Annotated in this window: 12 protein-coding genes and 1 tRNA gene; 3 read left to right on the forward strand and 10 right to left on the reverse strand. The window is 59.2% G+C overall.

The window, feature by feature from the left end; translation table 11 throughout:
- Positions 1-13 precede the first annotated feature (13 nt).
- From lspA to murJ, 4 genes are read right to left on the reverse strand one after another with little or no spacing between them, the layout of a single operon-like run.
- Positions 14-505, reverse strand: coding sequence for a signal peptidase II (gene lspA / locus A7976_RS12150; protein ID WP_067112240.1), 492 nt, complete (start codon positions 503-505; stop codon positions 14-16).
- Positions 498-3,284: an isoleucine--tRNA ligase gene (ileS, locus tag A7976_RS12155; protein ID WP_067112243.1), complete on the reverse strand. Its 2,787-nt coding sequence runs from the start codon at positions 3,282-3,284 to the stop codon at positions 498-500. Before ileS ends, lspA begins: the two co-directional genes overlap by 8 nt.
- Positions 3,281-4,195, reverse strand: a complete 915-nt coding sequence (locus A7976_RS12160) for a bifunctional riboflavin kinase/FAD synthetase (RefSeq protein ID WP_067112796.1) — start codon at positions 4,193-4,195, stop codon at positions 3,281-3,283. The genes ileS and A7976_RS12160 overlap by 4 nt, the downstream gene beginning before the upstream one ends.
- Before the next feature lie 17 nt (positions 4,196-4,212).
- Positions 4,213-5,757, reverse strand: coding sequence for a murein biosynthesis integral membrane protein MurJ (gene murJ / locus A7976_RS12165; RefSeq protein WP_067112246.1), 1,545 nt, complete (start codon positions 5,755-5,757; stop codon positions 4,213-4,215).
- A 124-nt stretch (positions 5,758-5,881) separates the two neighbouring features.
- Between murJ and rpsT the strand changes: the two genes are divergently transcribed.
- A complete protein-coding gene (rpsT, locus tag A7976_RS12170; protein WP_067112249.1) occupies positions 5,882-6,148 on the forward strand; it encodes a 30S ribosomal protein S20 in 267 nt (88 codons plus the stop codon).
- A 121-nt stretch (positions 6,149-6,269) separates the two neighbouring features.
- Here rpsT and A7976_RS12175 read toward each other — a convergent pair whose 3' ends face one another.
- The 6 genes from A7976_RS12175 to rplU form a co-directional block, all read right to left on the reverse strand.
- Positions 6,270-7,397 (reverse strand): 5-(carboxyamino)imidazole ribonucleotide synthase, encoded by a 1,128-nt coding sequence (locus A7976_RS12175; protein WP_067112252.1) that lies wholly within the window; start codon positions 7,395-7,397, stop codon positions 6,270-6,272.
- On the reverse strand, positions 7,394-7,861 hold the full coding sequence (gene purE / locus A7976_RS12180; protein ID WP_088178437.1) for a 5-(carboxyamino)imidazole ribonucleotide mutase: 468 nt from the start codon (positions 7,859-7,861) through the stop codon (positions 7,394-7,396). Before purE ends, A7976_RS12175 begins: the two co-directional genes overlap by 4 nt.
- A gap of 89 nt (positions 7,862-7,950) precedes the next feature.
- Entirely contained in the window at positions 7,951-9,069 is a 1,119-nt protein-coding gene (gene proB / locus A7976_RS12185; protein ID WP_067112258.1) for a glutamate 5-kinase, read from the reverse strand.
- On the reverse strand, positions 9,066-10,118 hold the full coding sequence (gene cgtA, locus A7976_RS12190; protein ID WP_067112261.1) for an Obg family GTPase CgtA: 1,053 nt from the start codon (positions 10,116-10,118) through the stop codon (positions 9,066-9,068). Before cgtA ends, proB begins: the two co-directional genes overlap by 4 nt.
- A gap of 71 nt (positions 10,119-10,189) precedes the next feature.
- A complete protein-coding gene (rpmA, locus tag A7976_RS12195) occupies positions 10,190-10,447 on the reverse strand; it encodes a 50S ribosomal protein L27 (RefSeq protein WP_067112264.1) in 258 nt (85 codons plus the stop codon).
- A gap of 12 nt (positions 10,448-10,459) precedes the next feature.
- Positions 10,460-10,774 carry a 50S ribosomal protein L21 gene (gene rplU / locus A7976_RS12200; RefSeq protein ID WP_067112267.1) on the reverse strand — a complete coding sequence of 105 codons (315 nt, stop codon included), beginning with the start codon at positions 10,772-10,774 and terminating at the stop codon, positions 10,460-10,462.
- Positions 10,775-10,936: 162 nt separating this feature from the next.
- Here rplU and ispB point away from each other — a divergent pair, with 162 nt between their 5' ends.
- Together ispB and A7976_RS12210 are read left to right on the forward strand one after the other, a co-directional pair.
- Positions 10,937-11,905: an octaprenyl diphosphate synthase gene (ispB, locus tag A7976_RS12205; protein WP_082878118.1), complete on the forward strand. Its 969-nt coding sequence runs from the start codon at positions 10,937-10,939 to the stop codon at positions 11,903-11,905.
- A 27-nt stretch (positions 11,906-11,932) separates the two neighbouring features.
- A tRNA-Pro gene (locus A7976_RS12210) sits at positions 11,933-12,009 on the forward strand.
- Positions 12,010-12,017: the final 8 nt, after the last annotated feature.

A 12,017-nucleotide genomic window follows, 5' to 3' on the forward strand; every position in this document is an offset into this window, starting at 1 on the left:
AAGAGACTGAGGCTCAGGAGCGCAGCGAGCGCTCCTGCTTGCCGGCATGCACTTTTTCTTCGATCAGGCCATCCCACAGCAGCAGGATCACGCCTACGGTAATTGTCGAATCGGCGACATTGAACGCCGGCCAATAGAAGGTTTCATAGTGGAAGAACAGGAAATCCACCACATAGCCCAGCGTCAGGCGGTCGTAGAGGTTACCCAGCGCGCCGCCCAGCACCAGGCTGAGCGCGAAACAAAACAGTTTCTTTTCCGGATGCTTGCGCAGCAGGTGAATAATCACGCCGGAAGCGATAATCGCGAAGGCGCTGAAAAACAATCGCTGCCAGCCGCCGGCACCCGCGAGAAAGCTGAACGCCGCGCCTTCGTTGTGAAACAGCACGAGGTCGAAGAATGACGTCACCGGCACATGCTCGCCATAGGTCAGCGCGCTTTGCACCAGATGCTTGGTGTAGAGGTCGAGCGCGACAATGATCCCGCTGAGTCCCAGCCAGTTACGCATGTTCGCGAGGCTCCCCGTCACCGTAGAGGTTGCTCACGCATCGGCCACAGATGTGCGGATGCGCAGCATCGGCGCCCACGTCGGCGCGGTAGTGCCAGCAACGCTCGCATTTCTGATGTGCGCTCGGCGTGACGACGATCTTTTCATCCGTCTCGCTGGTTGCACGATGCAGCGTGGCGCGGGAGGTGATCAACGCAAAGCGCAGATCGTCGTCCAGCGTCGCCAGCGCGTCATGCGTCACGCCATTCACATAGACATCCAGTTCTGCCTGTAGCGATGACCCGATGCCGCCTGCGGCACGTACTTCTTCCAGTTGCTTCAACACGCGTGCGCGGAACTCCCGGATGGTTCCCCATTTACCGACCAGCGCTTCATCCGCCGCCGGGAAATCGTGCCACAAGTGCAGGAAAACGCTGTCTTCGGCACCGCCGCCCACATCTGCCCAGGCTTCCTCAGCGGTAAAGCTGAGGATGGGCGACATCAGTTTCAGCAGACTCTGCGTGATATGCCACAGCGCGCTCTGCGCGGCACGGCGTGCGCGCGAGTCGCTGCCTGCGGTATAGAGGCGATCCTTGAGGATATCGAGATAAAAGCCGCCCAGGTCTTCGGAGCAGAAACCGACGAACCTCTGCGCCACCAAATGAAACTCGTAACGCGCGTAGGCAGCCGTCATTTCGTCCTGCAGTGCCTTGGTCATCGCCAGCGCGTAGCGGTCGATTTCCAGCCATTGCTCGACCGGCAGCATATCCTTCTGCGCATCGAAATCAGCCAGGTTGGCGAGCAGGAAGCGTAGCGTATTACGAATACGGCGATAGCTCTCGACGACGCGCTTCAGAATTTCGTCGGAGATGGTCAACTCGCCGGAATAGTCGGTCGACGCGACCCACAGGCGCAGGATGTCGGCACCGTAGGTATCCATCACTTTCTGCGGCGCGATCACGTTGCCCTTGGATTTGCTCATCTTGTAGCCGTTGCCGTCGACGACAAAACCGTGCGTCAGCAGTGCCTCGTATGGCGCACGGCCATCAATGGCGCAACCGGTCAGGAGCGAGGACTGGAACCAGCCGCGGTGCTGGTCGGAACCTTCAAGATACAGATCGGCCGGATGACTCAGGTCCGGGCGGCGCTTCAGCACCGCGGCATGCGTGGCGCCGGAGTCGAACCACACGTCCAGCGTATCGGTGACTTTCTTGTATTGCTCGGCGCCTTCGGGCGCATGCGCCTGCAGGAAGGCCGCGCCGTCGAGCGAGAACCAAGCCTCGATGCCCTGCTGCTCGACCTGCAGCGCTACTTTTTCCAGCAGCTCGGCGGTCAGCGGATGCGGCTCGCCCGTTTCCTTGTGCACGAACAGCGGCATCGGTACGCCCCAGTTGCGCTGGCGCGACACGCACCAGTCGGGGCGATTCTTGATCATGGCTTCGAGGCGCGCGCGCCCCCAGGCCGGGAAGAATTCGGTATGCGCCACCGCCGCGTTGGCAATGCCGCGCAGCGTGTTTCCGTCCTTGCCGTGCTGGCTCATGCCTATGAACCACTGATGCGTCGCACGGAAAATCACCGGTGTCTTGTGGCGCCAGCAATGCGGATAGCTGTGGTTGAGGCGCGCAGACGCCATCAGCACGCCGTTGGCTTGCAGCGTCTCGATGACGGCCTTGTTGGCATCCCAGATGCTCATGCCGGCGAATTTCTCGACGCGGCTGTAGAACTTGCCGTCATCACCCACCGGGTTGTCCACCGGCAGGTCGTAGCGCATTCCGACCGCATAGTCTTCCAGACCGTGTGCGGGCGCAGTGTGTACCAGGCCGGTACCGGCGTCAGTGGTCACGTGGTCGCCGCAGATGACGGGCACGGTACGGTCGTAGAACGGGTGTTGCAGCTTGAGGTTTTCCAGCGCCGCGCCCTTGCACGAGCCCAGCACTTGCGTGTCGGATTCGCCATAACGCGTCAGCGTTGCTTCGGCCAGTTCGTGGCCGAGAATCAGCAATCCCTTGCTGGTCTGGATCAAATCGTAGCTGAGTTCGGGGTGCACGCACACCGCCTGGTTGGCAGGCAGCGTCCATGGCGTCGTGGTCCAGATTACTGCGAACGCCGGCGCATTCAGATGCGCGACGCCGAATGCGCGCGCCAGCGCTTCGTTGTCCACCGCCTTGAAGCCAACGTCGATGGCGGGCGAATTCTTGTCCTCGTACTCGACTTCCGCCTCGGCCAGCGCCGAGCCGCAGTCCACGCACCAGTGCACCGGCTTGGAGCCCTGGTACAGATAGCCGTTTTTATAGATTTCACCCAGGCTCCGCATGATGTCGGCCTCGGTCCTGAAATCCATGGTCAGGTAGGGATTCTCCCAATCCCCCAGCACGCCGAGGCGGATAAAATCCGCCTTCTGGCGCTCCACCTGCGCCTTGGCGTATTCACGGCACAGTTCGCGGAACCTGGCCGGCGGAATGTCCTTGCCATGCTGCTTCTCGACCATGAGTTCGATCGGCAGACCGTGACAGTCCCAGCCCGGCACATAGGGTGCATCGAAGCCGGACAGCGTCTTGGATTTGACGATGATGTCCTTGAGGATCTTGTTGACCGCATGACCGATGTGAATGTCGCCATTGGCATAGGGCGGGCCGTCGTGCAGGATGAATTTGGGGCGGCCTTGCGCGGTTTCGCGGATTTTACGGTAGCGCTGCTTCTCCTGCCAGGCTTGCACCCATGCCGGTTCGCGCTTGGCGAGATCGCCGCGCATCGGGAAAGGGGTATCGGGCAGGTTCAGCGTATTTTTATAGTCGGTCATGATTCGTTCTTGAAATAATCTCTCGCCATCTGCTCATCGATGGCCATCTGGCGCTTCAGCGCCTCCAGGTCGGGGAATTTTTCTTCGTCGCGCAGCTTTTTGCTGAAAATCACATGCACGTGACGACCATAGATATCCTGATCGAAATCGAACAGATGGACTTCCAGCGTCGGCCTGCCGTTGATCTTCATGGTCGGGCGCACGCCCAGGCTGGCAACGCCGGGCAGCGCCTCTTCGGCAATTCCGCTCAATTTTACCGCATAGATGCCGAAAAGCGGCGGCCGGTCGTGCAGCATATGGATGTTGGCGGTCGGATAGCCGAGCTCGCGGCCCAGTTTGTCGCCATGCGTTACGTGTCCACTGAGGCTATACGGCCTTCCCAGCAGCGCAGCCGCATGCTTGAGATCGCCATCCGCCAATGCCTTGCGTATCGCGGTACTGGAAACCCGTTCGCCATTCACCGTCACGTCCGGAACGCTTTCCACTGCAAAACCCGCGTCGCGCAGCATTCCAATATCGCCGGTACGATCCGCGCCGAAACGGAAATCCCCGCCGACCAGGATCAGACGCGCATTCAAACGGCGCAAAATATCGTCCGTGAACGCCTGTGCGCTGATGGAGGCGAATTTGCTATCGAAGCGGCACAAGTACACGGACGCCACGCCGGCACCTTCGAACATCTCCAGCTTTTCGCGCAGCGAAGTAAGCCGCGCCGGCGCGGTAGCTGGCGAGAAAAACTCGCGCGGATGCGGCTCGAAGGTCATCACGCAGGGTGCAAGCCCGAGCTCGGCGGCGCGATTGCACAGCATCTCAAGAATGGCGCGATGCCCACGGTGCACGCCATCGAAGTTGCCGATGGCCAGCGCAATCGGAGCAGCAGTCCTGGAAGGAATATGACGAAAAACTTGCATGTTCATCGATCTAAATATTAGGCCTTTGTCCGGCGCATGAAATCCCGCAGGCGAATCCCTTGCAGCCACAATGCAAGGAAATACGTCCCTGCTCCGCCGGCTACCAGCATCATGATCCGCAGTATTTTTTCAACGAAACCATAGTGCAGCCAATTGCTTTCCACACCCATGCCGAACCACAGCACGGCACCCATTGCGCTCACCGCCACCAATAATTTGAGCAGGAATAATATCCAACCCGGTTGCGGCTGAAAAATGCCGTCGTGCCGCAGATAATAATAAAGGAGACCGGCGTTCAGGCACGCCCCCAGCGAAATCGCGAGCGCCAGACCTGCATGGGCGAGATTCAAGCCAAAGACAAACACCAGATTCATGACCTGTGTAGCCAGCAGCGTAAAAATTGCGATTTTGACCGGCGTCTTGATGTTCTGGCGCGCATAAAAGCCAGGAGCCAGCACCTTGATCAGGATCAGTCCAAGCAGCCCGACGCTATAGGCCACCAGCGCTTGCCGGGTCATGAAAAGATCGGTCGCATTGAATTCGCCATAACGGAACAGCGCCGCGATCAAAGGCACGCCCAGCACCGCCAGCGCCACGGCCGAGGGCAGCGCCAGCATGAAGGTGAGCCGCAGCCCCCAATCCAGTAATTGGGAATATTCGCCATCCGTCTTGTCGGCGTAGCTTTTGGAAAGACTGGGCAGCAGGATGGTCCCGAGCGCCACGCCGAGCATGCCGGTCGGGAACTCCATCAGCCGGTCGGCGTAATACAGCCAGGAAACGCTGCCGGTCTGCAGAAAAGAAGCGAATATGGTGTTGATCAACAGGCTGAGCTGCGCAATCGACACGCCAAACACCGCGGGTCCCATCAATTTCAGAATACGCCACACGCCTTCATCATGCAGATTGAGGCTGAATCGCGGCACCAATCCGACTTTCAGCAGGAACGGCACCTGGAAAGCCAGTTGCGCCACGCCACCAAAAAATACTGCCCACGCCAATACCATGATGGGCGGATCGAAATACGGCGCAAAAAACAGCGCGGCAACGATGAAGGAAAGATTGAGCAGCACTGGCGTGAATGCCGGTACCGAAAATCGACTCCAGGTATTGAGCACGCCGCCCGCCAGCGACACCAGCGAAATGAAGAATATATAAGGAAAGGTAATGCGCAGCAGATCGACCGTCAGCTGGAACTTGTCCGGGCTGGACTTGAAGCCCGGCGCGCTGAGATAAACCACCCAGGGCGCAGCGATAACGCCGATAATCATCACTACCAAAAGCGCGAGCCCGAGCAGCGTCGCGACGTGATTCACCAGCGCATGCGTTTCGTCATGGCCGCGCCGGTTCTTGTATTCAGCCAGCACCGGCACGAAAGCCTGCGAAAACGCTCCTTCGGCAAACAGGCGGCGCAACAGGTTGGGAATCTTGAAAGCAATGAAAAAAGCATCGGTATAAACACCGGCGCCAAAGACTCGCGCAATCAAGGTATCGCGCACGAAACCCAGGATACGGGAGAGGAATGTCATGCTGCCGACAGCGGCCAGAGCTTTGAGCAGGTTCATACAACCGATTGAAAATCAAAGGCGCTTATCTTACCATGGCACCTCGCGTGAACGGCCTTGCAAAAGGCCTTTTGAATCTGTATGATTGCGCGTTTCAAATTTTGCATAATTTTCAGGAGTTTTAATGGCTAACAGCGCACAAGCAAGAAAGCGTGCCCGTCAGGCGGTAAAGCAACGCGCCCACAATGCGAGCTTGCGTTCTGCCCTGCGCACCGCTGTCAAAAAGGTGATCAAGGCCGTCGAAGCTGGCGACAAGGCAGCAGCACAGGCAGCTTACATCGCAAACGTAAGCGTCATCGACAGCATCGCCGACAAGAAAATCATTCACAAGAACAAGGCCGCTCGTCACAAGAGCCGCCTGTCCGCTGCCGTGAAGGCAATGGCTGCTTAATTCAAGCGCTTGTGTAAAAAAGCCAACCTTGCGGTTGGCTTTTTTATTTTCTGCATCCCGGCCTTGATGGCCTCATTGGCAATCAGGCGCCGAGGCAAACGCAACCTCTCCTGCGTTTTGCCTAGCCCTCCACCTTGATACGCCGCCTGGCCGACATGGCATGCGCCACCACTTCTTCGGCGTGCTCGCCAATCACCGTGAAATGGCCCATCTTGCGACCGGGGCGCGCCTCATGTTTGCCGTAAAGATGCAGCTTGAGATCGAGTTGCTCGAACAGCACCTCCCATTCGGGTTCGCCGTCGCGCCAGATATCGCCCAGCAGATTGACCATCACCGCCGGACTATGCAATCGCGTGTCGCCCAGCGGCAAACCGCAGAGCGCGCGGATCTGCTGCTCGAACTGATCGGTGACGCAGGCATCGATGGTGTAATGGCCGGAGTTGTGCGGGCGCGGCGCCATTTCGTTGACGTACAGACTGCCGTTGCAGACGAAGAATTCCACGCCCAGCGTGCCGACATAATTCAGCTTGGCCGCCACTCCGCGCGCTAGCGCTTGTGCCTGCTCGCGCACCTCGGCGCTGCCGCGGGCCGGCACGATGCTGATATCGAGGATGCCGTTGCGGTGAATGTTTTCCGCGACGGGGAAAGCCTTCACGTTACCGGCTGCATCGCGCGCCAGCACCACCGAGACCTCATAATCCAGCGCCAGCATTTTTTCCAGCACACACTGCTCGCCCTTGAAGTTGCGGAAAGCAGCAGCCGCCTCTTCGCGATTGCTGACACGCGCCTGCCCCTTGCCGTCATAGCCGAACCGGGCTACCTTGAGTATGCCCGGATACAAACCGGCGTTATCCTCCGGAATATCGGCTTCTGCATTGATCTCGGCATAAGGCGCGTGCGGAAAACCGTTGTCGCGCAGAAAGCCCTTCTCGGAAATACGGTGCTGGCAAATCGCCACGGCAGAAGCGGCCGGATGCACCGGCACTGATTGCGCCAGCGCGCTCAAGGTGCTTGCAGGGACATTCTCGAATTCGGTCGTCACCGCCACGCACTCCTGTGCCATGCGATCGAGCGCCGCCTGGTCGTCATAGGCAGCACACAAGTGAACATCCGCCAGCAAGCCGGCGGGGCTGTTCTTGTCCGGATCGAGCACCATGACCCGATACCCCATCTCGTGGGCGGCGATGACAAAAAAACGGGCCAACTGGCCCCCGCCGAGCATGCCGAGCATGGAAGGTGGCAGTATCATGCATCCCCCTTCAGCGTCATCGCGAGCACCTTTTCGGTTTGCTTGCGGCGGAATTCGGCCAGCTTTTCAGACAACGCTGCATCCGTGGTCGCCAGCAGCGCAATGGCGAACAAGCCGGCATTGGCAGCACCGGCCTCACCGATGGCGAAAGTCGCGACCGGAATACCTTTGGGCATCTGCACGATGGAGAGCAGCGAGTCCTGGCCTTGCAGATGCTTGGACGGCACCGGCACACCCAGCACCGGCAGCGTCGTCTTCGCCGCCACCATACCCGGCAGATGCGCGGCGCCGCCAGCGCCGGCAATGATCGCCCGGAAACCGCGCGTTGCGGCATTTTCCGCGAACTCGAACATCAGGTCGGGCGTGCGATGCGCCGACACCACGCGCGCTTCATACGGCACGCTGAAATCGTCTAGCATCGCCGCTGCCGCCTTCATGACCCGCCAATCGCTGTCGGATCCCATAATGATGGCAATTAAAGGTTTTTTGTCTGTCACAACTTGCTCCTTCTTTCAGAGTCTCTTCGCGTCCCGCCGTAGCACAGGCCTCTGCGCTATAGCAGAACCAGGTTGTCCCGATGGATCAGCTCCGGCTCATCCACATAGCCCAGAATCTGCTCGATTTCCTGGCTGGGCTTGCGCAGAATGCGGGCCGTTTCTACTGCCGTGTAATTAACCAGGCCGCGCGCCACTTCTTGACCATGTGCGTCGATGCATGCGACCAGCTCTCCGCGTTCAAAACTGCCCGACACGGCCGTCACGCCTATCGGCAGCAAGCTCTTGCCAGCTTCGCGCAACGCCTTGGCCGCGCCGTTATCCAGCGTCAGCTTGCCGCGCACTTGCAGATGATCGGCCAGCCACTGCTTGCGCGCGGCGGTTTTCATTTCCGGCGCGCGCAGATGCGTGCCGATCGCCTCGCCTTGCGACAGACGCACCAGCACATCCTTTTCGCGGCCGGAGGCAATAACGGTGTGCGCGCCGCTGCGTGCTGCCCGCTTGGCTGCCAGTATTTTGGTCAGCATGCCGCCGGTGCCGACGCTGCTGCCGGCGCCGCCTGCCATTTTTTCCAATGCAGGATCGCCCGCCGTCGCCTGCTGGATCAAAGTCGCCGCCGAATCCTTGCGTGGATCGGCGGAGTATAGCCCCTGCTGGTCGGTGAGGATCACCAGCGCATCGGCTTCGATCAGGTTTGCGACCAGCGAACCCAGCGTATCGTTATCGCCGAAGCGAATCTCGTCGGTAACGACGGTATCGTTTTCATTGATGATGGGAATGACGTTCAGGTCGAGCAGCGTACGCAAGGTGCTGCGCGCATTCAGGTAGCGCTTTCGGTCCGCGAGGTCGTCATGCGTCAGCAGCAACTGCGCCGTGTGCATCTTGTGCCGCGCGAAGCAGGATTCGTACATCTGCACCAGCCCCATCTGCCCGACGGCGGCAGCGGCCTGCAACTCGTTGATCGCGGTCGGACGCTTCACCCATTCCAGACGCTGCATGCCCTCGGCCACCGCACCGCTGGAAACCAGCACAACCTGGCGACCGTGATGGCGCAGCCGCGCGATCTGGTCCGCCCAGGCAGCTATCGCCGCCTGGTCCAGCCCGCGTCCGTCATTGGTGACAAGACTGGAGCCGACCTTGACGACAATGCATCGCGCGCTGGCAAGCAGGGATTTCATTCCGGATAGGGCTCCTGAGTCTGATCTGTTTGTTCTGCGCGCTGGCTCTCGAGGTACTCCATGATCGCATAAACCAGCGCCTGGCAGCCCTCGCCGCTCAAGGCCGAAATACAGAACGAAGGTGCATCCCAGCCAAATTCGCGCAGGAAAGCCACGCGCTTCGCATCGCGTTCGTCGGCCGGCAGCATGTCGACCTTGTTGAGCACCAGCCAGCGCGGCTTATTGTAAAGACCTTCGTCGTATTTTCTCAATTCCTCGATGATCGCGCGCGCTTCGGCTACCGGATCGATCGCCTCATCGAACGGGGCAATATCGACGATATGGAGCAGCAGACGCGTACGCGCCAGATGGCGCAGGAATTGATGGCCCAGGCCGGCACCTTCCGCCGCGCCCTCGATCAGGCCGGGAATGTCGGCGATGACGAAGCTGCGATTGGCGTCCACGCGCACCACGCCAAGATTGGGATGCAGCGTGGTAAACGGGTAATCCGCCACCTTGGGCTTGGCTGCGGAAACAGCACGAATGAAAGTGGACTTGCCCGCATTCGGCATGCCGAGCAGGCCGACATCGGCCAGCACCTTCAATTCCATGTAGAGCTCGAACTCCTCGCCCGGCTCGCCCTTGGTGCATTGACGGGGAGATCGATTGATACTGGATTTGAAATGGATGTTGCCGAGGCCGCCGTTGCCGCCCTTGGCAAGGGTAGCCTGCTGCCCGTCCTGCGCCAGATCCGCAACAACCTGGCCGGTCCCCTTATCGGTAATGACTGTACCGACCGGGACACGCAGCACCATGTCTTCACCACGTGCGCCATAGCAGTCCGAACCGCGACCATTTTCGCCGCGCTGGGCACGGAATACGCGCGTATAGCGGTAATCGACCAGCGTGTTGATATTGCGGTCCGCCATCACGTGAATGGAGCCTCCGCGTCCGCCGTCCCCGCCATCGGGGCCGCCCATCGGTTCGTATTTCTCGCGTCGGAACGTGGCAACGCCATTGCCGCCGGCACCGGCGTAGACCTTGATGGTAGCTTCGTCTATGAATTTCATGTCAGGCCTGTCGCAAAATAAAAAAGCCCTATCGTGGTGATAGGGCTTTCTTGCTGAGTCATGATCGCGCTTTAAGCGGGAACAATGCTCACGAACTTGTGACGCAGAGCGCCCTTGATCGTGAACGCAACCTTGCCGTCCACTTTGGCGAACAAGGTGTGATCCTTGCCCATGCCTACGTTTTCGCCAGCGTGCATCCTGGTACCGCGCTGACGCACGATGATGCTGCCTGCGGAAACCAGCTGGTCGCCGAATGCCTTCACGCCCAGTCGCTGGGCATTTGAGTCGCGGCCGTTACGGGAACTACCGCCTGCCTTTTTATGTGCCATTGCTAACTCCTTTTACTTAGCAGCAATCTGCTGAATCTGGATTTCGGTGTAATTCTGACGGTGACCCTGGGTCTTGCGATAGTGCTTGCGGCGACGCATCTTGAAAATCATCACCTTATCGTGACGACCATGCGAAACCACGGTAGCCTTTACGCTAGCGCCGTTGATCAGGGGAGAGCCGATAGTGACCTGGTCGCCATCTGCTACCATCAACACCTTGTCGATAACGATTTCGCTACCGACGTCGCCGACCAGTTGTTCAACCTTCAGCTTGTCACCGGCCGCTACGCGATATTGCTTGCCGCCAGTCTTGATGACCGCATACATGTTAAGCCTCGTTTGCTTATGCTTCGAAATGAACCGCGCATTATACGGAAACGTCTCAAAAATGCAAAGCCGATTTTGCATCCCTGATGCCCGGCCTGGCTATGCTAGAATCCGCCATCAAACTTTGAAATCCCGTCAATAGTCTTTTCGTCAGCGACTCAAGTGTCTATCGAAAACATACAAGCAGTCATCGCCGATGACATGCGGGCTGTCGACGCGGCGATTCGCGAATGCCTGCACTCCGAAGTCGTCCTCGTCAATCAGATCTCCGAATATATCGTCAACAGTGGCGGCAAACGTCTGCGCCCCGCGCTGGTGCTGCTCTCCGGCGGAGCCCTGGGCGCCGTGACGCCGCAGCACCATACGCTGGCGGCCGTGGTTGAATTCATTCATACCGCCACCCTGCTGCACGACGACGTGGTGGACGGCTCCGGCATGCGCCGCGGCAAAGCGACGGCCAATACCTTGTTCGGCAACTCGGCCAGCGTACTGGTCGGCGATTTTGTCTACTCGCGCGCGTTCCAGATGATGGTCGGCATACAGAACATGCGCGTGATGCGGATACTCGCCGACGCCACCAATGTGATTGCGGAAGGCGAAGTACTGCAATTGCTGAACTGCCATGATGCAGACATCAGCGATGAGACTTATCTCAAGGTTATCCATTACAAGACGGCAAAACTGTTTGAAGCAGCCACTCGCCTGGGCGCCATCATGAACGGCGCGTCGGAATCCGACGAAGAGGCCCTGCGCGAATACGGCATGCGCCTGGGCACCGCCTTCCAGCTGATCGACGACGTGCTCGATTTCAGCGGAAACAGCAGCGATATAGGCAAGAATGTCGGCGACGACCTCGCTGAAGGCAAGCCGACCCTGCCGCTGCTGTATGCCATGCGCCACGGCACGCCGCAGCAACAGCAACTGATCCGTACCGCCATCGAACAAGGCGGCCTGGAAAACCTCGACCAGGTGCTGGAGGCCGTGCGCGGATCCGGCGCACTGGACCACGTACGCCGTCTGGCTCGCACCGAGGCAGAAACCGCATGCGCAGCAATCGCGCATTTACCGGCTTCAATTTATCGAGAAGCTCTGATAGAATTGTCGACCTTTGCAGTTGACCGCAATTTCTAGGTGGTTTTCTAGATCAAAATCAAATTTCGGGGTGTAGCTTAGCCTGGTAGAGCGCTACGTTCGGGACGTAGAGGCCGGAGGTTCGAATCCTCTCACCCCGACCATAATTTCC

The sequence above is a fragment of the Methylobacillus sp. MM3 genome, from assembly GCF_001645185.1.
Lineage (GTDB): Bacteria > Pseudomonadota > Gammaproteobacteria > Burkholderiales > Methylophilaceae > MM2.

Excerpts from the sequence above, each read along its gene's own strand:
- lspA (WP_067112240.1), bottom strand. The coding sequence starts at position 505 with ATGCGTAACTGGCTGGGACTCAGCGGGATCATTGTCGCGCTCGACCTC.
- ileS (WP_067112243.1), bottom strand. The coding sequence starts at position 3,284 with ATGACCGACTATAAAAATACGCTGAACCTGCCCGATACCCCTTTCCCG.
- A7976_RS12160 (WP_067112796.1), bottom strand. The coding sequence starts at position 4,195 with ATGCAAGTTTTTCGTCATATTCCTTCCAGGACTGCTGCTCCGATTGCG.
- murJ (WP_067112246.1), bottom strand. The coding sequence starts at position 5,757 with ATGAACCTGCTCAAAGCTCTGGCCGCTGTCGGCAGCATGACATTCCTC.
- rpsT (WP_067112249.1), top strand. The coding sequence starts at position 5,882 with ATGGCTAACAGCGCACAAGCAAGAAAGCGTGCCCGTCAGGCGGTAAAG.
- A7976_RS12175 (WP_067112252.1), bottom strand. The coding sequence starts at position 7,397 with ATGATACTGCCACCTTCCATGCTCGGCATGCTCGGCGGGGGCCAGTTG.
- purE (WP_088178437.1), bottom strand. The coding sequence starts at position 7,861 with ATGGGATCCGACAGCGATTGGCGGGTCATGAAGGCGGCAGCGGCGATG.
- proB (WP_067112258.1), bottom strand. The coding sequence starts at position 9,069 with ATGAAATCCCTGCTTGCCAGCGCGCGATGCATTGTCGTCAAGGTCGGC.
- cgtA (WP_067112261.1), bottom strand. The coding sequence starts at position 10,118 with ATGAAATTCATAGACGAAGCTACCATCAAGGTCTACGCCGGTGCCGGC.
- rpmA (WP_067112264.1), bottom strand. The coding sequence starts at position 10,447 with ATGGCACATAAAAAGGCAGGCGGTAGTTCCCGTAACGGCCGCGACTCA.
- rplU (WP_067112267.1), bottom strand. The coding sequence starts at position 10,774 with ATGTATGCGGTCATCAAGACTGGCGGCAAGCAATATCGCGTAGCGGCC.